At 54.1% G+C, this 20,817-nt stretch carries 16 protein-coding genes; 10 read left to right on the forward strand and 6 right to left on the reverse strand.

Annotated features, from left to right (window positions below):
* Positions 1–98: 98 nt before the first annotated feature.
* The 6 genes from JT689_RS00900 (at position 99) to JT689_RS00925 (ending at position 7,075) form a co-directional block, all read left to right on the forward strand.
* Positions 99–488, forward strand: a complete 390-nt coding sequence (locus JT689_RS00900; RefSeq protein ID WP_012289672.1) for a hypothetical protein — start codon at positions 99–101, stop codon at positions 486–488.
* 685 nt (positions 489–1,173) lie between these two features.
* Positions 1,174–2,424: an MFS transporter gene (locus tag JT689_RS00905; protein WP_012289673.1), complete on the forward strand. Its 1,251-nt coding sequence runs from the start codon at positions 1,174–1,176 to the stop codon at positions 2,422–2,424.
* Between the two features lie 255 nt (positions 2,425–2,679).
* Positions 2,680–3,123 carry a hypothetical protein gene (locus JT689_RS00910; RefSeq protein WP_148265517.1) on the forward strand — a complete coding sequence of 148 codons (444 nt, stop codon included), beginning with the start codon at positions 2,680–2,682 and terminating at the stop codon, positions 3,121–3,123.
* Positions 3,124–3,760: 637 nt separating this feature from the next.
* The gene (locus JT689_RS00915) at positions 3,761–4,177 is read left to right on the forward strand and encodes a hypothetical protein (protein WP_148265518.1); all 417 of its coding nucleotides are present in this window, start codon (positions 3,761–3,763) and stop codon (positions 4,175–4,177) included.
* Positions 4,178–4,248: 71 nt separating this feature from the next.
* The gene (trkA, locus tag JT689_RS00920) at positions 4,249–5,583 is read left to right on the forward strand and encodes a Trk system potassium transporter TrkA (protein WP_012289678.1); all 1,335 of its coding nucleotides are present in this window, start codon (positions 4,249–4,251) and stop codon (positions 5,581–5,583) included.
* Positions 5,584–5,665: 82 nt separating this feature from the next.
* Positions 5,666–7,075, forward strand: a complete 1,410-nt coding sequence (locus JT689_RS00925) for a TrkH family potassium uptake protein (protein WP_205250672.1) — start codon at positions 5,666–5,668, stop codon at positions 7,073–7,075.
* A 698-nt stretch (positions 7,076–7,773) separates the two neighbouring features.
* Here the strand turns inward: JT689_RS00925 and JT689_RS00930 are convergent.
* The 3 genes from JT689_RS00930 to JT689_RS00940 form a co-directional block, all read right to left on the reverse strand.
* Entirely contained in the window at positions 7,774–9,537 is a 1,764-nt protein-coding gene (locus JT689_RS00930; RefSeq protein WP_205250673.1) for an HNH endonuclease, read from the reverse strand.
* A gap of 245 nt (positions 9,538–9,782) precedes the next feature.
* Entirely contained in the window at positions 9,783–12,899 is a 3,117-nt protein-coding gene (locus JT689_RS00935) for an AAA family ATPase (protein WP_205250674.1), read from the reverse strand.
* Positions 12,900–12,933: 34 nt separating this feature from the next.
* Positions 12,934–14,385, reverse strand: coding sequence for a metallophosphoesterase (locus JT689_RS00940; RefSeq protein WP_136361706.1), 1,452 nt, complete (start codon positions 14,383–14,385; stop codon positions 12,934–12,936).
* A 466-nt stretch (positions 14,386–14,851) separates the two neighbouring features.
* On the opposite strand from JT689_RS00940, the gene JT689_RS00945 reads away from it, so the two are divergent.
* From JT689_RS00945 to JT689_RS00960, 4 genes are all read left to right on the forward strand, one after another.
* Positions 14,852–15,223, forward strand: coding sequence for a helix-turn-helix domain-containing protein (locus JT689_RS00945; protein WP_136361730.1), 372 nt, complete (start codon positions 14,852–14,854; stop codon positions 15,221–15,223).
* The gene (locus tag JT689_RS00950; RefSeq protein ID WP_136361707.1) at positions 15,220–15,570 is read left to right on the forward strand and encodes a type II toxin-antitoxin system PemK/MazF family toxin; all 351 of its coding nucleotides are present in this window, start codon (positions 15,220–15,222) and stop codon (positions 15,568–15,570) included. The genes JT689_RS00945 and JT689_RS00950 overlap by 4 nt, the downstream gene beginning before the upstream one ends.
* A gap of 636 nt (positions 15,571–16,206) precedes the next feature.
* Complete coding sequence (locus tag JT689_RS00955; protein ID WP_136361708.1) at positions 16,207–16,440, forward strand: FaeA/PapI family transcriptional regulator; 234 nt, start codon at positions 16,207–16,209, stop codon at positions 16,438–16,440.
* Positions 16,441–16,458: 18 nt separating this feature from the next.
* Positions 16,459–18,327, forward strand: a complete 1,869-nt coding sequence (locus tag JT689_RS00960) for a transposase (protein WP_205250675.1) — start codon at positions 16,459–16,461, stop codon at positions 18,325–18,327.
* A 66-nt stretch (positions 18,328–18,393) separates the two neighbouring features.
* Here JT689_RS00960 and JT689_RS00965 read toward each other — a convergent pair whose 3' ends face one another.
* The 3 genes from JT689_RS00965 to JT689_RS00975 are packed head-to-tail and all read right to left on the reverse strand — an operon-like array spanning position 18,394 to position 20,589.
* Entirely contained in the window at positions 18,394–18,936 is a 543-nt protein-coding gene (locus tag JT689_RS00965) for a hypothetical protein (RefSeq protein ID WP_136361710.1), read from the reverse strand.
* Positions 18,937–18,941: 5 nt separating this feature from the next.
* On the reverse strand, positions 18,942–19,988 hold the full coding sequence (locus tag JT689_RS00970) for a hypothetical protein (RefSeq protein ID WP_136361711.1): 1,047 nt from the start codon (positions 19,986–19,988) through the stop codon (positions 18,942–18,944).
* Between the two features lie 55 nt (positions 19,989–20,043).
* A complete protein-coding gene (locus JT689_RS00975) occupies positions 20,044–20,589 on the reverse strand; it encodes a metallophosphoesterase (RefSeq protein WP_136361712.1) in 546 nt (181 codons plus the stop codon).
* Between the last annotated feature and the right edge of the window lie 228 nt (positions 20,590–20,817).

Raw genomic sequence — 20,817 nt, forward strand, 5'->3', positions numbered from 1 at the left:
GACGCGTTTCGAGCCGGTACGGATGACTCCTCGCGGGACCTGGAATCTTGTTCTGAGTCAAGAGGAGGGTTTATTGTCAATCCCAGAGATGGATGCGTATGGTGTCCGCCCTCTCACGTGAACAGAGATTCGATCTCAGCATCGCCGCTGGTGCGTTTATACCGTTGTGCTGGATCCTGTACGTTGACCCGCTCACTGGTGAACTGCTGGGACTTGTGCTTGGCAGTCTCCCAGTCCTCGCCGGCGTACACCTGTACATTGAACCGGATCAGTACGTCCACCAGACTTTGGCTGGGCTGGCTGCCGTCGCATTGGGTGGCGCAGCCCCAGCAACGGTCCTCTACCAAACCCCGGTGGGGAATTTGGTGGTTGGAAGTCAGCCGCTTCCACTCTCGCTTGGCATCATGCTGGTCGTCACTGTTGGGACGCTCGTGGGACGGCGCTCCGTACAATCAGCTGTTGGGTCACACGACCCGATACTCTCCTGACCGGTTCGGAACGGAGTTCTGTTGATAACTGATAAGCAGATCCGCTTCCAGCGGATGCAGTGCTCTCACGGGAAACACGCCCGTGAGCAGTTCTTTGGCACCTCGATAGAGGATTCAATCAGTACGCTTCCGGGGAGAACTCGTATCGCAGCCAGAGTATATCCGTTCGAGATCACCCGTGTTTCATGACCGATCGTCAAACTGGCAGTCCCTCTGTTGACAGGGCTGCTTCGCCGAGCGGCCGACCGAGTTAGGCGTGGCGAGGCCTCTTTGTTGTCGGTCAAAACGAGCTCGACGGGGCGGGATCGAAGTACTCTTCGCGGGACGATCGCCAACCGTTTTGATCGGTTGACTGGTGTGCTTGACCTGCCAGAAGGCGCGGAAGCGACGGAACCGATGGCCGAGGAGTGTCCCCTGTGGAGCAACCCAGTTTCATCGTCTCAGTCGACGACTTGGCAGATTCAAATGAACTTATAACTGTCATTGAGCACGGACGCTGGAAGTCTGTCTCGGGATACCCTGTGGGATGGTGGCACGATGATTTGCCTGACTGTTGGGCATAACTTTGAAGCCACAATTGTTCGACGTGTAGCCGGAGGGCACACAGATGTCGGCGTCGAGAGTTAATTCAATTCCATGGTGAGTCCGTCAGTAGTTACCTGCAGCCAGCGATCGGGGAGTTAGCATGACTGACACAGTCCTGCGTGAGAACCGAAGCTTCAGGCGGCTCCTTGCGGGAGAGACAGTAATAAAACTCGGCGGAGGGCTCCGTGGTATCGCCATCCCGTGGCTCGTATTGGAGTTAACTGGCAGCCCAGTACAGCTGGGGGTCGCAATGGCGTTGAGGACCACACCAGACGTCGTGGTCGCCCCGATTCTGGGATACCTCATTGACTCTCTCCCACGAAAATCAGTCGCGATTGGTGCAGTGGCCGCCGAGGCAGCCTGCGTAGCGGCCGTTCCCGTCATCGCGAGCGTGGGTACCGTAGCCCCGATTCACGTGTATACCGTGCTTGCGGCGACTTCGATTACTCGGGCTGCGTACCACAACTCACGTGAGTCAATGCTACCGGATCTGGTCGGGGACGCCGATTTGGACGAGGCGAATTCGCTGTTCTATATAGTCGCAACTACTCTTTCTGTCGCGTTCATGGTTCTTGGCGGAATCGCGACGAGTCTCGTCGGACCGATCACAACGTTGGCAGGGGCGGCCGGTGCGACCGGCGCTGCCGCTTTTGCGCTCTTGTTGCTGCCCCAGACCGACGACGGTGACCAGAACGATGGGGTGTCAACGGCCGATTTCGTGAGTGATTTCCAGGGCGGCGTCTCCGTGATGCGTGGCTCCATTGTCAGGGATGTTCTTTTGTTTGGAATCGTCATCAATATCGCCACAGTACCCTACTCCCTGCTTATCACCGTCGTTGGGCATGATGTCTTCGGACTCGCAATCGCCTACGCGGTACTGATGTGTGGCTTCCAGAGCGGCAAGATTGCGGGAAACTACGGTGTGAACTTCATCAAATGGGGCCGAGAGCGGAAGTACGTGGTCGGAATCGGAGGCGTTGGAATCGCGGCACTGCTCGTTGCCGGAGGCGGCACCGCTGCTGCGGACCTTCCGCCACTGATCTATCTTACCGTCGTGACAGTGCTGCTCGCAGTTTTGGGCGCAATCGAGCCACTGTTCAACGTGCCCAGTGACAGTTTAGTCCAGGTAGCCAGTGAGGAACACCGCGGAATCGTCATCACACTCACTAATGCCCTGTTACAGGCGCCGTTCCCAGTCGCACTTCTCCTCAGCGGCTACCTCGTAGAGACAGTCTCACCGTTCGTCGTTTTCGGGCTGTCGGGGGTAGTCATGCTTGGCCTAGCAGTGATGGGGACATACCGATTCGACGTAGCTGCCGAGCTCGGGACACGACGACCCCCTTCAAATTGAGCTGTTCTGCAGATTCTCATTTCGCCCTGAAACACGGCCATCAGTTGAGAGCAATATGTTCGGAACCCATCATGCGCGAGGCTAAGTATCGTGTAGAGCAGGAAATGAAGGTCAGCTACACGAACTCCATTGACCAGTGGGGTACCCCGTCAGTGCTGTTCGCTGCTGATTAATTCCAGCCATGCACAACAAGCGAGATAATTCACTTCTTCAAAAGGGCAGAAAGAATTTACAAGGGGATGGGAATAACAATGTATGAAACGAAGAACGTTCCTAGCGGCAGTTCCCATCACAGGGCTGACCTCAGTCGCGGGATGTCTGACCGATAGCGAAACCGCCGACAACCCGGATCCGACCTCCAGTTCCACGCAAGGATCAACGATGACTCAAGCTGACACAGGAACGAACGGGAATATCGGCATTAAAATCGACAATCAAACGGCGGAGACGGTGGACGTGAACGTGCAAGTCACAGAAAATGACGACGTCATCGACAAGTTGGACGTTTCGATTGGCGGGGAGAGTATCGAATCCGTTGATACGGCTATCTCCAGCGTAGGGACATACGACTTGGAAGTAACCACTGCACGTCGAAGCAAGACGTTCACTCACGCGGTTGAGCAACGAGCAATAGAGAACGAACTACAAATAATCGTTACCATTAATTCCAAAATAATGCGATCCTATATTCAGGAATAAGGCCGCTTTTCACAGCTCTCAGTGATATTTGGGTGGGGATCGGCGCAACGGCCTATTGAGGGGTAGTTGACTAGTGTTTATGCGTAGCGCTACGTGCTCGCTCGCACCCTTCATCGGGTGGACAGACACGCCCGGTTGCGCGCCCGTTCCCCGGTTTCTGGAATGAGTATCGGGCCAGTTTTCGGGGTTGTGGCTGCGTGCGCAGCGAAGCAAGCACGGAGCGGAGGATGGGTGGCGGGGTCTGGGTTGGCCCGGCGCGTGATCCAGCTAGTCAGCGTCGGTATCATAATCTGTAGCCATTCACGGGTCGAGCCGACCTATGGTGGTTTTAACGTGCCGGGTGAGCGAGTGGCGGCGGCTGATCGGGAAGCCAACCGTGATGTCTACGACGCGCTCGAGGACGAGTAGTCGACCGATCGCTCTAATGCTAGTTCTAGCTCTCAGTCGGTAGCGAACGGGTACTGCCGACGATAGCGTTCTTAGTGCGTATTGATTTGGTTTCAGGCACAGCCTCGCTTGTGGCCCACTTTGGCACTCGAATTTCTGGGTATTCGCAACTAGGTTCGAGGTAGTGGTTTGTGGAGGGGGGTGGGTGTGTCGATGTGAGAATTACATGTTAGCAGAGGCTTCTAACGATATGGCGAATTCGATCAAGCAGCCATCCGACGGGCTGGCATTGCAGATTACCCGGCCGGCCAGACAAGCCGGATTCGTCGGAGAAGACAGCGAAGGGACGGCCACGTATCTCGCAACGATCCGCATCCATGCCGTGGGTGGGGTGCTTATCGCGATCGATGTCGATGGAGTCAGTGACGAGGCGGAGGCAGAAATTGTGGTGGCCGCGATCGAGGACACGGGGTCGGCCTACACCTCGATAGATACCCGTCGCCCGGACCCGAAACGTCGTATCACAGCAGTCGAATTCGAATCGATTGTTTTCGAACCGCTCGGTAGGCGATGTAATCGATCCCAGTTGAGACCCACAGACGAAATTGCACATTCGGTGATTTGTCCCCCGCGGCTATCGCTGAATCGCGTTTGTTGGTTAGCCTGACTAGCGCTGCGACCGACGACCACCGCATCAAACCAAAGGATAGTAATTTCAGAACAAGCAGTCACTAACGAATGCGTGTACTGATCGCCGGTGCTGGCCAGGTTGGGACCAAGGTTGCAGCGGAACTTGATACTACCCACGATATCGTGATGGTTGACGTGGACACTGACCGGACTGACCGGCTAGACTACGACCTCGACGTACTCGCGGTGCCTGGCGACAGTTCATCCATTGAAACACTCAGAGCGGCTAACATCGAAAACACCGACATGTTGATTGCATGTACTGACAGTGATGAGGCCAATCTCCTCACCTGTGCGACGGCGAAATCACTTGCCGACGTCACCACGGTCGCCCGCGTCAAGGACGTAAAGTACATCGACACCTGGGATCAGGCCGAGAACGTTTTCGGCGTCGACTTCATGGTCGGTACGAACCTGTTGACTGTCGCCGCCGCTGCCGGTGGAACCGGCCTCTCGACTGCCCAGAACCTCGATGTGTTCGCGGGAGGGCGGGTCCAGATGGCCAAGTTCAAAATCAGACCCGACAGTACGATCGCCGGCCAGACGATCAGGGCTGCCGATCGGTTCGACTCGCTCACTTTCGTCGCGATCCTCCGCGAGGGAACGACAATTATCCCAACTGGGGAGACACGAATCCAGCCCGGCGACAGTGTGGTCGTCGTGGGGGCTTCGGGATCGGTTCATGACGTCGGCACCGCGATCACTCCCGGCGAGCAGGATCCCACGAACATCTTGCTCATCGGTGGGAGCGATATCGGATACCAGATCGCCCGGCTGCTCGAAGACCGTGGTCTCCGACCGCACCTCATTGAATCCGACGCCGACCGTGCCAGAGAACTGTCCGAACGGCTGTCCGCTACCACTGTTAGAACCAAAGACCCGGGAGACAGCGACTTCCTTGAGAACGAACGAATGACTGATGTCGATGCTGTGGTGGCCGCATTGGAGAGCGACAGTGATGAGAACCTGTTGGCCGCCCTGCGAGCTAAGCGTAAAGGGGCCGACCGCGCGGTCGCCGTCGTCGATAACGGTGAGTACGTCGAACTGTTCGAAGACGCGGGTGTTGACGCCGCAGTAAATCCTCTCCGAGCGACAGCCGCGGAGATCATTGATTTCGTACGCGACCAGGGCACCCTGAACGTCGCTCTACTGGACGACAATCAGGCCGAGGTAATCGAGATCCAGATCGATACGAACAGTGTTCTCGCAGACCGCCCGATTCGTGAGGGGATTCACGATCTTCCGGAAGGGGTTGTCGTCGGGGCAGTCACGCGGAACGGAAGCCTGCTGACCCCTCGCGGCGATACCGTCATCGACCCTGGGGATAACGCAGTGATATTCGTGGACAGCGATGTCGTCGAGGAAACGATTTCACGCCTATGAACTTGCACAGGCACTATCTCACGCTCTCTGAGTTAGGGGTGGCTCTTGCTGTCCCCCCGAATCCGATAGTTAGGGTCGTTGAATGCAGGTGATCGTGAACTGGCGACAGAGCGTTGCGCTCGTCGGCACGGTTTTGAAGTACCTTGCCGTGCCGCTAGTGATCCCACTGACTGTCGCGGTTATCTATGGGGACGATATCGCAGTCTTTGCCGTCTCGATCGTCGCGACAGTCGCTATCGGGCTCACGCTCGAACGACTCGAAGACGGCTCCGACCTGCGGCTCAAGGAGGCGTTCTTGTTCGTCACGCTCGCCTGGGTCGGCGTCTCCATCGGTGGGGCGATTCCCTATCTGCTCGCTGGCTACGGCACGCCATCGACAGTAGGCCTCTCGCTCGAATCGCCGAGCGCCGTCGTCGTCTCGTTCGTCAACGCGCTATTCGAGTCGACGTCTGGATTCACCACGACGGGATCAACCCTCCTCGGGGAAATCTCGTTCGAGCGACACTCTCACGCGCTACTGATGTACCGACAGCTGACCCAGTGGCTCGGCGGGATGGGAATCGTTGTCCTTATGGTGGGGATTCTGTCCGAACTCGCGGTCAGCGGGGCTGAACTGATTGATGCGGAGGCCCCCGGCCCGGAACTCAACAAGCTAACGCCGAAAATCGCCGAGACGGCACGCATTCTGTGGTCGATCTACGCCGGCATCACGCTGCTGTACATTGGGTTGTTGTACGCGCTGCACCTTGCTGGACTCGCCCCCGAGATGAACCTGTACAGCGCAATCGCGCACGGGTTCACAACGCTTCCGACGGGAGGGTTTTCCCCGCAGGCTGCGAGTATCGCGGCGTTCTCGCCGGCGGTCCAGTGGCTCGTAATTCCGTTTATCGTCGTCGCGGGGACGAACTTCGCGTTGTTCTACTTCCTCCTTCAGGGAGAGTACATCGAGGTATTTCGGAACCGGGAGTTCCAGGCTTACGTCGGCGTCATCGCTGGTATCGCCGTGTTACTCTGGGGATTGTTGTTTACTGGCACGGCGCCGGCGCTAGAGTACGGCGGTGTCACGGCGGGCATCGTAGAGAACTCGCTCCGGCAGGCACTGTTCCAGACTGTGACGATACTCAACTCGACCGGCTACGCGACAAGCGACTTCGCACAGTGGCAGTCGTGGGGACAGCTGCTCCTGTTGGCCGTCGCGTTCATCGGCGGGTCGGCAGGGTCGACGGGTGGCGGAATAAAGATCATCCGGTGGCTCGTCTTGTTCAAGGCTGCACGGCGACAGCTCACCGCGACAGTGTATCCGGACGCCGTCGAACCCGTCCGTCTCGGCGACACCGTCGTCGACGAGGACGTGGTTCGAGCCGTGTCCTCGTCGAATACGAGACCAGCAACGACGCCCAGTACTGGGCAGAATGCCCGGACTGCGGCGGCGTTGTCGATCCGAACGCATGATTCGGTTACTCATCCGTGTATTCGGTGGGCCAGATACTGACTCGTTTGTCGAATGCCGCCGCTGTGGGACAACCTTAGAGTCTGGGGACGTCGACCACTGTTCTGAATGTGGGAGTACCGAAATCGTGACGTATCGGCTGTGAAATCCTCCCCTGGCGAAGGTGTTATCGAAACAGCCACGGTTAATGGGTCCGCGAAGCACCCTATTTGAACTGCTAGTCCTCGAGAACCGACCAGGAGGTAACTTTGGGAGTGCGTAGTGTTTCGAAGGCCCATGTTTTCTCTCGTGAACTAATCACACTACGAGATTTTGCGCGACGAGGTTTTGTTTCCGAGATGTACACACGAGCGGCGGGATCTCGTTCATACGATGACAGCCACGGTTCGGGTGTTCCAGCCAGCAGTACGGCGCATTGCGCAAGTCGAGGTCAACACAGGTGTTTTCGTGGCCACGAACCCTAGAGTAGCTTGCGATTAACAGGAGCAAATTCGCTCCAGGAGGGGTTCTGTCCGTAGAAATCATCAAATTGCCATCGGTCGATTCTGGTCCCAATGAGCCGACCTGAACTGGCGTCGTGGATGGCGTCCGTGGGCTACGATATCCTCCGGCGACTGGAGAACGAAGAGAACGCCGAATTGGTGCTAACCTTGCGGACAATCCCTGCGAACACGAACTGGAGCCGCTCTGGCGTTGACGGTCACCTCCGCACCCTCCGTGACCATGGTCTCGTTGCTCCGTTACGACTGCTGGATTTTCAGTCTTCGAGCGAGGTATTTCGGATGAGGGGCGTACTGGTCATCATACGGGAGGTAGAGGTTCTTGCCGTGGTACTGGGCGAGGTCATCATACCCCTCAAGCTCTGGTGAATCGCTCACAGAGATCTCGTATTCTGGGCTAATCTCGAACCAGCCGTTGTCGAATGCCCAGTGATGCTTTGAGCATAATCCGAGACCATTCTGCAGGACGTCTGGCCCCTCCTCCGCCTTGGGGACAATATGAGCCGCCTCTAAATCCAGAGACCCACCGGGAGACTCAGTCAGTTCTCCACAAATTGCACAGCCCGAATAAATCTCGTAGATCCCTTCTCGGAACGCCTCTTTTCGCTTCTGCCGCTCGATCTCTTCAAGTGCGTTGTCACTGGACGAGGCCGGAAAAGCGTCTTCGTCGAGGTCCAGTAGAATCTCTACGATTTCCTGTACGGCCAAGTCTTCAGTTTCGAGTCCCGCAAGCTGTGGCTGGTCTGGTTGGTCTTGATTCCGCAGGAAGGTTGTGAAGGAGCCATAAGAATTCTTGAACTGCTTGAGGGCGGATTCAGATAGCCACTGGACAGCGTCGTCGGTGAAGTCGACGTCCAACGCCTCACTAAGCTCAGCTTCGGGTAGCGAAAATGTCTCTACTTGCTTGCCGATGACCAGCTTCGGCCAGGGCTTCTCGATACCATCCACTCGGATTTCATTGTCGTCGTACTCTACCCACAGTTCCTTCATCACGTTCTGGTTAGATGTGGTGGCAGCCACCGGAACGTAATGTGTGAACCGACCGGACTCCGTCTTAAATATCAAAGCATCGTCCTCGGTGAGTTCAGTCCAAACGTCCGTTTGCTCTCGAGGAAAACCCCATACGGGTCGCGTGCCAAAATGGTACTCCGAATCAAACTCAAGAGTGTCTGTCTCCACTTGATTCGAAACTGACACTCCGAACACGTATTGTAGCGCCTCATCCGAGGTAATATCAATGATAACCAGATTTTCGAACGACGTATCAGCGAACCCCTGGTCAACTAATTCATCGACTAGGTCTTGACCGATTTCTGCCCAAGAAGGCTGGTGATTCTTAATACCTATCTTGATCCCATGTGGAGATCGGTATTGCAAGACGTGCGGATTGTGGCTGAAGAACCGACGAAGAACCAATTCTGGCGCATGCTCACCATTGAGGTAGTATATCGGGTCTGCCGACCGTGTCGGTCCAGACCTAATCTTGAATTTCCAGATTCCTAACTCACGGTCTTTCGTGCTTCGTCCCTGTGGTAGGTCATCGCCTGGTGTAGGGCCATTCTCACGAAGCTTCTGGATATTCGCAGAGCCTTGCTTCTCTTCTGGTGTCTCAACAGAGCTGAACCGGTACTGTTTCTCTGAGGGTTCAATGCCAGCTTCCTCGAGCGCGTGGATGAATGAGTCGAATTCCTCAGTATATAGTTGGTATTCGTACTCTCCCTGATCTTTGAGCGTACGGAGTCGAGGCGCCCCATCGCATTTCTCATCAAGTCGACGAAGTTCGCCTAATAACTCCTCGCGGTCAGCATCAGGATGAACACCGTGAGTTGGCTGGATACCCGAAGCCCGTAGCGCCTCATGCCACGAACCAAATCTATCTTTATAGTAATATGGGGAGTGAGGGCCATCTTCGCGCATTTCTCGAACCGTCGGAACACTATCTATCTCATCAGTGAAAGCTTGGAGCCCTGCAATCAACTCCTCTCGCGACGGTCTGGCATCCATTATACTATAACCAAGTCATCTAATACTAATATGATAACCGGTGTCGAACTGGGTCGTAGAGACCGCCAGACGGGAGTGACATGGTGGAACCATTTGGAATAAAAGAACGCCATTAGTATGCTATCCGGCTACCCTTCACCACGACTGCGTCCGGTTAGCGGCGATTCGCGGGAGGAAGTATGCGGTCATACCGAGGGCGCCCCAGATGACGATGCCAGCCGCGGCGACGATCGCTGAGATGAATGCTAATTCGACGACTTCGGTCTATTCTGTAGGTCAACTGGTAGTGCGGTTTCTGGTTCAGCGACGGATCGGTTCGTCCCTTGTTGTTGGCTGACGTGGATTCGGTAATCGGCACTGTCTATCAGGCCTTCATCGTGGCTGACGACGATAGTTTGTTTGACGCCGGCTGTGCGCATCGCTTCAACGACGTCGTTAAGACGGTCAACGTGCCCCTCGTCGAGGTGCGCTGTTGGTTCGTCGAGGATGAGGGGCGGCATTGGGACATCGTCTTCGAAGCCTTCAGTCAGGAGCCGGTAAATTGCACCGCGGAGCGTGAGATTGAACACGGCGGACTCGCCGCCGGAGAGCTTCGTTGGTGGGAGTTCGCCGCCGCCCTTCTCGATGAGTGTAGCGTCGTAGTCTCCATCCAGTTTAATGTTGGCGTATGCGTCATTACGGTACAGCGTGTCGAACATTTCTTGGAGTAAGTCTTCAAGGCGGTGAACGTTTTGTTCCCGCAGATCCGCTCGAAGGTTGACGAACATTTCTTCCAGCTCACTAACTTGGCTATTGAGCGCTTTGACGGCGGTCGCTTCGCGTTGCCGTGTGTCGCGTGTATCCCGGAACTCGTTCAGTTTCTTGAGTTGTTGACCGAGGTCACCGAGGTGCTCACTAACAGCCCGCTCTGTGGCTCGTAAGCCTTTAAGCTCTGTCTCAAGCGTTTCGAGTTCATCTGTGATTTTCGCGACAGTGTCTTCAGCTTCTTGGAGCTTCTCCGGGTTGAACGAATTCGTTGCGTCGGAGTACGCTCTAATTGCCTCTTGTAGGTCAGTATGCGTGTCGGTGACAGTGGTTGCTTGCGTTTCGAGTTGGGTTTTGGCGAGTTCGAGATCGCGCTCGGCGTTGGTTCGTTTGTCGACTGCCGCTTCAATCTGACTCAGTACGTCTTTTCGCGCAAGGGCGCGGGTAAGGTGTGCAAGAGTGCGTTCCGCTGCCCGGGTGAGAATCGTTGCTGTGAGATGTTGCACGACGGCTTTGAATCTCGTTTCGTGGGCTGCGTGACGTGCCTCTCTGGCATTGAGGTGATGTTCAGCTGCGTCTTCGTGCAGCGGGGTGAGATCGGTGCTTGGGTCTACTTGGATTGCGTTGGCGGTCGTGTCCGTGTCTGCAACGGTGACGGTGAGCTCATCCCCGTACAGGTCTTGAGCTGTCGCAAGGAAGTCAGTTGCTTGCTCTTTTTCTTGTTCTAATTCTGTGATGTTGTCGTCAAGTGACTTGACCAGTTGTTTGGCGGAGTCACGTTCGTCTTCCCATTGGTCGCGGTGTTCGACGTTTGGCGCACCGTCAACTGAACGGCCGCACTCGGGGCAGTTGCTCTCGTCGAGTAACTGGTCCGCTTGTTCGATTCGTTCGCTTAGTCGCGTTGCCTCATCGCGGTAGTGGTCTTGTTCTGCTTGGAGCCGCTCAATTCTGTGTTCTATGCGTTCGGTTAGGGCTTCAAGGGCAGTGTCTGGGGTCTCATCTGCGGTGGCTATGGTGAACTGTGAGTCGTCGATGTTAGCCTGCAGTTGGTCTCGCTTATCAGATAATTCACTGCGACCTTGACGAATATTTGCAATGTCGGCTAGGGTTGTAGCGGCGTCATCAAGTGCTGTGTCAACTGCCCGGTTGTGTTGTTGGGTATCTTGTTCGAGACGGTCTGCTTCACTGCGGGCTTCCTCCGCTGCGGTTTCAAGCGCTTGCAGTCGCTTTCGAATGTTTTTCACGAGATCTCTGGTCTGGTCTTGAGCGTCCTCCGCAAAGCTCAGTTCAAGTGACTCCGCGTCCATGTCAAGACCCGGTGTCGGAACTCGAATTAACGAGACGTCGATGTCTACAGTCGGGTTAGCCAGTGGGTCAACGGCCGTTTTATCGACGGTATCCGTTGTACCAATCGTATCGGAATCGGTGTCTTCTGTCTCGCCCGTCACTGCAGGGGTCAGGGGTGCGGTTGCTGTTGGAATCTCTGTCAAGATATCATCAGCTGTCGCCGCTACTTCGTTCGCCGGCCTGTCGTTTGATTCCGGCACAAGAGAGGCTGCTATCTCACGAGGGCCAGTGTCTGGTTGTTGTAAGCGTCCATCCACTGTCGCGTCCGCTACTTCATTTTTGACGGCAGCATCAGCGTTCTCCGTCACCTCTGTAACGATGTCGTCGACAGCACCGAAGTCCGGGGTGAGATCACCGGTTCCGGCTGCAAAGAGCGAGGTCAATTTGTCCTGGTGCTGCGTGACGTTAGACTCGGCGTTGTTGTACTTATTTTGTAGCGATTGATGCTTGGAAACAGAACTCGCCAAGTCCTCCATGTGTGTCGCTGCAGTGTCTCTGGTTTCTTTGACTGTCTCCTGTGCGTCTTCTTGTGCGTCGACAACCTCCTCGGCGTCTGCTTTCTCACCTTCTAGTTCCTCAATATCTGCCGTGATGTCGTCGCGCCTATCTCCAAGTACAGATTCAAACCCGTGCAGTTGCTGTTTTCTGGACTGAATTCGAGGTTCGTTATATTCCTCGATCTGCGTCGTGAGTTCCTTGACTTGATGTTCTTTCGTATCAGCAACGCGACCGACGCCAGTTCCGATGCTATCCAAGCGAGCTCGATACCGCTCCAATTTGCTCATCTGGAGCAGGTTGTCGATGATTCGCTGGCGTTGTTTCGGCGTGGCGTCGATAAGCCGAGAAACGTCACCTTGTTGCACGTACGCGCTATTGAGGAAATCCTCAGCGTTTAACCGGAGTTCTTGTTCAATTAGATTATCGATAGCACCGATTTGATCAAGGTCTGGTTGGCCCGGTGGTGTGGTAAGATCTGCCTCTTGATACGTCTCTCCTCGAACACGGATTTCTCGGGTGACCTCGTAGGACTCATCTCGATGGGCAAAGGACAGTTTTACTTCAGCAGTATCCTCATCGGCTGTCACCACATCGTCCATGGTGATACCACTATCTAACGCGTCACTACCGTACAGGGCAAAGAACGCGGCTTCCAATAATGAAGATTTCCCCGACCCGTTGTTCCCATACAGGACAGTGACACCATCCTCGAAACGCACTGATTCATCTGTGAAACACCGCCAGTTTTGAACGTGGATTCGTTGAAATTGCATGACTTAGTGAAGTAGTAGCGTTAGCTAGTAATGTTCAGTCGTTGATCTCCTCAAGTGCGTTCTCTAGGAGTTCCTCGTTATCGACTTCGTCATCATCGCCAACAGCAGTCGGTACTGATTCATGGGCTGTGTCTGCCGTCCCACCCCCGCTACTGGTATCGGGAGCATCAGTCCTGTCAACGTGGAGTGCGTCGGGTGACTCGCGCTCAAGGACTGTTGTAACAGTTTCTTGGGCTTTGTCAGTGATGTTGCTGTCTGCAGTTTGGTCAGTATTCATCGCCATTTCGAGGAACAGGTCTGCTGTCTCTGTGACGACGATGTCTTCACGGCGTTCTTCGACAGCGGCATCAACATCTGCGAATTCGACTGCTTGGTATTCTCGTTCGTCCTCAAGCAGATCTCGACGATCGCTGACTCGTGTAACCAACGCTCCGAGTTCGGCACCTAAATTCTCGATTGGGCCGACTGGAACCCGTTCGTGGACAACACGACCAGGTTCACCCCCGTTATTATCACCTTCTGGCGATGGTGCAGAAACTGCCGACTCATCTTCAGCAGCCATTAGCGTCACTTTCAGCACAGAGTCATCCACCGAGTCGACTTCCTCTCTAATGGTTTGTTCGACGGTTTCGATACCCTCGCCGCGATGTAGTGGCACATCAATATAGACGAATTCGCGGGCGTTTTCGATGACTTGACGGTCGATGTGCTCTTCAGGATCGACAGCACCGTTGAGCGGGACAGTTATGAGCGAATATGTCCGGGGGTCGCGCTGGTCTGCCATTGTCCGCTCAGTGGAACCAGCATAACTGAGTGGGATACGCTTTGAGCTTGGTGAGGCCGTTGTTGCTTGGTCACTTTCAGGTGTGCTATCTGAATCCGCTGAGTCGGAGTTGTTCTCGGAACGACCACTACTGACGAGCCGATAATCAGCTCCATGGTCATCGCCGACAAGCATGAGGTCGAAATCAACCGGGCTTTTTGCTAAGATTCGTTGTGTACTCCAGTCGCCGTGTCCGAATGGTTTGAATAGACCGTGGCCAACGAGGATGGCGCTGTCAGTTTCAGCAGCTTCGAAGTGATAGTCAAGTCGATCTCGCTGCCCGGGTGGGACGTGGTCTAAACCGTAGATCGTCGTATCGGCTACTCGAGTTCCGGTTGCATCTAATCGAGTGGCTAGCCCGATTTCTTGGAGTAACTCAACCCAATTCCGGTCATGAGTTCGTTCGTGATTCCCAACGATCAGTAGAAACGGAATACCTGCATCCTGTAGGCGTTGGAGTTCAGTTATAACCGTTTGAAGTGGTGTGATGCCAGGTCGACTAGTATGGAATAAATCGCCGGCGTGAACAACGGCGTCAACGTCGTGCTGAATTCCAGCTGATACGACCTCTGCAAATGCGTCAGCGAAATCTTGGCGACGCTCATCCAAATGATATTGTCGATATCCCAGATGCGTATCACTAGTATGTAAGAGACGTACCATTTCGCTGCAAGGTCATTTTGTCGCACGCTGAATAAATCTGCTGGTCAACACGTCGGCATAATGGAATAACTCTATTGAGTTACTTAGCTTTGGTGAATCGCCATACAGCATCGGATTTGGATGTAGAATGTGGAGTGTGATCTCTGCGGCGATCAGGTCGATTTCGATGAAGCGATATCTCCGTCCTCGCGGTGAACCCTGGTATAAGCACTGCTGGGCTGAGTATACGGGTGCGCCGGACTGGTTCAGTGACTACGTATAGCCGGGGGCTGGTGGATTAGAACAGTTATGGCTCGCTATCACCCTCATGACTTCAGAAATAAGGTTTCTAACTGTAGTTGAGACTGCTCGTCTCAATGCATACGGTTCTCGAACCGATTTGTGGGATGGACGAAATATCCTTCAATATTTTCGTAGCTTTCACTCCTAACACTCTTTGCAGTGGATGATGTATCTCTGCTCAACGATGTCCATCGACCGAGATACTTTCGAAAACAGGAACGAGGACGAACTCACGGACCTCTCTGTCCCCGATCAAGTCATCGGGTTTCTCGCTGCCAACGAGGATCGCGCATTCAAGGCGCGCGAAATAGCGTCCCAAATCGGCGTCGACGAGAGTGCAGTCAGCACGGCACTCTCACGGTTGAAGAACCGAGACCTCGTTGAACACAAGGCAACGTATTGGGCGGTGACCGACGACGAGGAACGTCTCGATGGGTACAGCGGCTACGAACGAGCGACCGCGCTGTTTAACGAGCAACTCGGTACAGAGGATGAGGAGTCCTGGCGTGAACACGCACCAAGTGAGCCGCACCCGAGCATCGAGGACGAACAGTGACCAACGAAGAGACCCCCATTTTCGAGCGTGGCGACGTCGTCTACGGAGATGATCCGTTCAAAAGCGAGGAGGATGCTCGTCCCTGGCTCATTCTCTCGAACCACGACGGGCGTCCGTTCCACGGCGAGCAGTATATCGCGGTGACGCTCACAACAAAATCATGGATGGACGGACTAATCGAGATTCCAGCGGAGAGTTGGCGTCGTGGTGGAATCCCGGATGAAAGTCGAATTGTTCCGTGGGGAGTCCAATCAATCGAGCACGAAGACATCGACTTCTGGCAAGGCCGTCTTGCCAGCGATCCCGTTGATCAGACGGTGGCTGCGCTCGTCGAAGAACTGCAATAGCTTCTTCGAGGTTTCGTTCAAGCAGAGGATGATGAAACGGCTGTTAGGTAGGTATGCGAAGTTACCGGTCAGGAGTTGCGATGTGATACACTGGTTGAAAGCTATCCACCGCTTGATCGTCTACAAGGCACTCCTGTAGAACCTGCTTCTGTCATAGAATACACAATCAGTATCACTCAAAAAACATTCTCCTGTTCAGCACTTCATCTGGGTGTAACTCAAGGAATCCGTACTCCGTTACCTGGGATTACTTTTCTGCTCACGCATTAGGCGGTCGCATGTGGGCCCTACTCACGACACCGTCTGGGAGCGGTTTCTTACAGTACACTGTGCCAGTTATCAGTTGTTGGTAATATAATTTCTTTATTTAGCCGCACCGCTGTATTTTTCTCGCCCGATTCGGCTTCCGTGCCGGAATCCTGAAGTCCGGCGGATGTCTTCATTGACATGGGTTCTTCAATCGCCTTGGGGAACCCGACCCGCGTGTTCCAAGCACGCGGGCATTTCCTACGACAGTCACGCCCCGAGGGGCCGGGCTTCCTTCTCACCTTCTGCTACATAGCATACCGTAATAAGTGTTATGCCTTCTGCCCACGAGCAGAAGGTTGAAGCGAAATACCTGCAACTTAGAGAGTAATGGACGAAGACCGCGAAAGGAACGAAGGCGGTCGATTCGAGCCCGAACACACCGATGAGGAGGTGCTTGAGGCTGTGCGTACTCACGAGCCTGCGGGTACGAAGGAAGTGGCTGACGAGCTCGGAATCGCCCGTCAGAGTGCGGATTATCGCCTTCGGAGCCTTCTGGACGAGGGACGTGTTTCGAAGAAGAAAGTCGGTAATTCTCTGGTTTGGTCAGCCGAGCAGGAGTGAGACGGAGGATTCCATAGGATGGCAAAGGAGAAAGACGAGGACACTGACCGCGACCCTGAGTCAAAGGGTGAAATCCATGAGCGACGGCAGCAGAAGGCGAAGATTTCAAGCCGGTACAGAGAAGCCGAGAGGAAGCTACCCGACGACCCACGGGATGATCCGTGGGCCTACACGGGTCTCCTGAGCCGGAATCCGGCCAACAACATCACGCCGCCGCTGTGGGAAGCCATCAAATCAGAGGTCTACCGCGTCTACCGTTGGTCGGTCGAACGAGATCGGTACGACGAACTTGAGACGCCCGAACATCGACTCGCAAAGGCCCTCGGGAAGATCCAGCTTCGGCACTACTACTGGTCGAAAGGGAAAAACGAGGACCTCACGGAGAATCTGGACGGCGAGGACGCAACACGGCTGTATCTGTTCTTCGACCTCTCGGCGCTCAACCAGTCGGGCGTCGCTCGTGCCATCAAGAATCCTGACATCCGGGAGTCGTTGGGCATCGAGAATTCGGTGAGTCAGCCGACGCTGAACAGGATGCCGGGACGGATAGACGACGAGACGCGGCACTACTACGCGAGTGAGACTGAAACCCTGGTCCGGCGCTTGCAGGACACGAAGCTCGAACACTGGTTTCGGGACCCGACACCGGACACGATAGTCACTGACGGTGAGGGCTTCCCGCCGGTTCAGGTGATCGCTCGGGAGCTTCGCTCGAAGACGTTCAAGTACCTCCGACTGAAGCGCGACAGCAGTACCGAGGTGACGAAGGACGCGTCGCTCCGAGTGCTCATCGCCGCCGCGAACGGGAACGGGTTCGTCAACGACGCCGCGAAGAACCTCAAGTACAAGCCGTTCTACGACGACGGCGACATCCCGACGGGGCAGAACCTCACGCACCACCTTCGCAAGTCGTCACGGGAGTCCGTCTTGCGGATGTTCCGTGAGGCGAACGATGAACTGTTCGAGATCGCTGCCAGGCACGACTACTTTCCCGACAGCGCGGAGGTGGCTATCGACATCACGGACTGGCCGTTCTACGGCGACAACGAAAGCAACGAGTTCATTCGTGGGACGAAGCCGGGACGGAACTACTCGTGGGCGTGGAAGTACATCACGCTCGCTCTTGTCGGGACCGACACGCCGCTGATTCTGGTCGTGCTCCCGGTCAAAGACAAGAGCAAGACGCCAGAGTACATCCGTCGGATGCTCCGGTTGGCCAGACAGCACCTGAATATCGGCCGCGTCTACCTTGACGCGGGAACGGAGTTCTACAACTCGGACACTATCTCGACTATCACCGAGCAGGGCCTGGAACTCGTGATGCAGGGGCGTAAGTCGGGGAAGACGGTCAAACACTTCCTGAACGGGATGGCGTGGGCCGATCTCCGGTCGTCGTACTACCCCTACGACGTCGGCTCCCTCGACGAAGACAGCTACTACGCGGTCGGCCTGAAGTCGGACAAGACGGTGAAACTGCGGAAGTCAGACGCTGATGAGCCGATAGACGACTACACGAACCTGTATCCCGAAGAGGTCCCACCGGAAGAGTTGGGAGAGGCGTACCGGCGTCGGTGGGGTATCGAGACGGACTTCCGCGTGATCAAGGAGGAGCTCCTCGCCAAGTGCGTGTCTCGAAACCCGGCGTTTCGGGCGTTTTATTTCAACCTCGCGGCGCACCTCTTCAACATTTGGACGGTGGCGAATATCCTCCGCGCTGAGGAGACGGGTGAAGCCCTGAGTAAGGGGAAGCAACTGACCGCTGGTGAGCTGATGCAGGCCATCGAGGACGACCCGCGCGACCTTCGGCTTCCGACCGAACCACCAGAGACCAAGCAGGTATTTGGAGATATAGCCGATGCTGATTGGCTATCTTCAGGAGCCGACTAATTCTTCTGTGATCCTTTGAGGGAGACTTGAAATTTCGAATTCAAAAATGGTGGCGTTCACTCTCGATTACCAATAGTTACGGGGATAGAGACTGATCTCATCATTATATCGAGTGAAATCCGAATCCCAAGTCGCAATATGTGGTATATCAAGTAATCTCGCTATGTTTGCGAGAATTGCTTCTTGAATACTAATTTCACGGGGTTGATATTCCAAAAAGTCATTCACCACCAAATCATATTCTGCAGAAGAACAATGGTGAATTTCAAACACTTCGCTCTCACATACTTTTTCCAAGTAGTTATCGGCTCCACTACGATCGCCATTCCCGTGGCCTAGACTTGTGATAGCGATGTTCAAAGTTTCTCTTGTCGTATGAATCGTTGCGAAGGGAGACCCGTCACCAACCACACACTCCAACAGGAAATGAGCATATTTATGTTTAATCGTTGTTTCTTCATCCAAATATTCTGTATCGGTATGGAAGATCCCCTCTAAAAACCGCTTTCCCACAAAAATGTCAGTACTCGGGATTCCAATGGATCCGTTTTTAGACGGTTGGATAAAATCTCCTAGATGTGGATCTCGTAATTCCGAAATTTCGGACATCCAGTTTAACCCACTAAGTCATAAACAGGATCGTCCTCAGGTACCGATGATACAGCATCTTTGGGCAGTGATTGACCTAATTCCCAGTCCAGAAACTCTTCTTTGGTTATCGATTCTCGGTTGATCCATACCTCCGGAAGCTGATCTTCCTTGATATCCACATCAATATCGTATTCAGATGCTGTTTCTGCAAACTCACTGAAGACCTCAACGAATTTTTCCTTTGTCTTTTCGACACGGCCCCAATTGGCTGCTCGCTCGAAGTAGTCCTCAGGACCGCTAACAGTATGGACTGCGATTAGACGAGTGATTTGCTTCCAGAGACCATGGTAATAAAAGGTATCTAAATGTTGAAGGAGCTTCTGGTATTCAGAACGCTGCTCCTGATCCATTTCTGCTACCCCTCGATTAGCGCATTCGTCCAGTACTGTCTCAGCCACCTTGGTAAACTGGGTAACATACGACTCTAAACCTGCGAAGACTTGGAAACGAAGTAGCTCTCGCTTCATCTCGCTTGTCCGTTCAGATAGCGGTTGGATGAGATTCTCAGGGAAGTCCTCAACTGCCGCTTCCGGGTCGCATGCTTTTGCACATTGGTAGAGGTGGAGGTGAGTATCTATGTTGGCTAAATATAGATCCTGGAACGGGCCGTCACGCTGGTCGTAATACTCACGGAGCCAACTGAACGTTTCGGCGTTGATGACCTCCGTAATCGACATCTCTGTTGGAAGACTTTCCGAATTTTCTTCCGTCGCGATATAATACTCAGCGACCTGTTGGACAGCCGGGTAAGGCCCCTCCTCATCACGAATAGCGAGTTCACCGGCGTTCTCAATTCCGTGGTCAAGCTCGGGGAGCATGTCTCCATCGGCGTACCACTGTATCGTTACCTCGCTGTCCAAGTCGTGGTCTCGAATTGCCATCAAGAGGAGCTTCTGCTCGGTAATAGAATCAACGTCGTCCCAACTGTAACCATCAATATCGCTGACGGCCTGTTTGAGGCCCTGCTTGAATGTCGCAATAAGGCGGACCTCTGTTGATGGGAACGACATCTTTGAATGGAAATACAGCCTCACCAGTGAAATAACTAATCATCTCTTGAAAGGCTCAGAGGATTGGCTGAGATCGCTCCTGAATATCATCCCCATTCTCAATAGCGTCAATCAACTCTTCAAGAGATACGGGTTTATACCCGAGTACGTCGGCAGAGATATTGATTCGTTTTGTGTCCATCTCAAGGAATGGCCGCTTGTGATGGTTGTGTCCATGTATATGCCATCCATCGAACTCTTCTGGAATACCCGAGTATTTGTGACTGCAATAGAAATTAAAACCTCTGTGAGAAAACTCGTATGATTCCATAAGTGGTAGTGTCGCATCGTCCAGTTCTGAACGGTTATATGGGTCATGGTTACCTCTCAAGATTATCTCAATATTGTTGACTTTATACGCCCAGTGATAGAACCCTTGTTTATCTATATCGGAGTGGGCAAGGTCACCACCAAACAAAACGGAATCAGATTCGTCAACCGTATTAGTCCAGTTCCGAATTAGAGTGCGGTTCATTTCGGATATATCTTCGAAATTTCGAGGAGATTTGTCTAGTATATCTGGATCGTTAAAGTGAGTGTCTGAAATGAGATATACGGACATATTATTCCGGCCTATTCAGACACTCACTCATAACGCTTTGGTACAATTCTGTGATCATTCACAACATCGCAAATCAACGATGCAGAATAAGACGGCCACACGACCTTCTGATCTAAGCGTAATTAACAGAATTTCTATGGGTTCTCACCGACGTTCACGAGGGTAGTTTAGGTACCTCGTACATCGACTGATTATCTGGGTTCATTGCTGAATAGAATCACCGTGTTT

This window comes from Halobacterium sp. GSL-19, assembly GCF_016917855.1.
Lineage (GTDB): Archaea > Halobacteriota > Halobacteria > Halobacteriales > Halobacteriaceae > Halobacterium > Halobacterium salinarum.

What these genes read in the sequence shown, in the direction of transcription:
- JT689_RS00930 (WP_205250673.1), bottom strand. Translation starts at nt 9,537, where the DNA reads ATGGATGCCAGACCGTCGCGAGAGGAGTTGATTGCAGGGCTCCAAGCT.
- JT689_RS00925 (WP_205250672.1), top strand. Translation starts at nt 5,666, where the DNA reads ATGCAGGTGATCGTGAACTGGCGACAGAGCGTTGCGCTCGTCGGCACG.
- JT689_RS00915 (WP_148265518.1), top strand. Translation starts at nt 3,761, where the DNA reads ATGGCGAATTCGATCAAGCAGCCATCCGACGGGCTGGCATTGCAGATT.
- JT689_RS00905 (WP_012289673.1), top strand. Translation starts at nt 1,174, where the DNA reads ATGACTGACACAGTCCTGCGTGAGAACCGAAGCTTCAGGCGGCTCCTT.
- JT689_RS00940 (WP_136361706.1), bottom strand. Translation starts at nt 14,385, where the DNA reads ATGGTACGTCTCTTACATACTAGTGATACGCATCTGGGATATCGACAA.
- JT689_RS00955 (WP_136361708.1), top strand. Translation starts at nt 16,207, where the DNA reads ATGGACGAAGACCGCGAAAGGAACGAAGGCGGTCGATTCGAGCCCGAA.
- JT689_RS00900 (WP_012289672.1), top strand. Translation starts at nt 99, where the DNA reads ATGGTGTCCGCCCTCTCACGTGAACAGAGATTCGATCTCAGCATCGCC.
- JT689_RS00965 (WP_136361710.1), bottom strand. Translation starts at nt 18,936, where the DNA reads ATGTCCGAAATTTCGGAATTACGAGATCCACATCTAGGAGATTTTATC.
- JT689_RS00970 (WP_136361711.1), bottom strand. Translation starts at nt 19,988, where the DNA reads ATGTCGTTCCCATCAACAGAGGTCCGCCTTATTGCGACATTCAAGCAG.
- JT689_RS00935 (WP_205250674.1), bottom strand. Translation starts at nt 12,899, where the DNA reads ATGCAATTTCAACGAATCCACGTTCAAAACTGGCGGTGTTTCACAGAT.
- JT689_RS00975 (WP_136361712.1), bottom strand. Translation starts at nt 20,589, where the DNA reads ATGTCCGTATATCTCATTTCAGACACTCACTTTAACGATCCAGATATA.
- JT689_RS00960 (WP_205250675.1), top strand. Translation starts at nt 16,459, where the DNA reads ATGGCAAAGGAGAAAGACGAGGACACTGACCGCGACCCTGAGTCAAAG.
- trkA (WP_012289678.1), top strand. Translation starts at nt 4,249, where the DNA reads ATGCGTGTACTGATCGCCGGTGCTGGCCAGGTTGGGACCAAGGTTGCA.
- JT689_RS00910 (WP_148265517.1), top strand. Translation starts at nt 2,680, where the DNA reads ATGAAACGAAGAACGTTCCTAGCGGCAGTTCCCATCACAGGGCTGACC.
- JT689_RS00945 (WP_136361730.1), top strand. Translation starts at nt 14,852, where the DNA reads ATGTCCATCGACCGAGATACTTTCGAAAACAGGAACGAGGACGAACTC.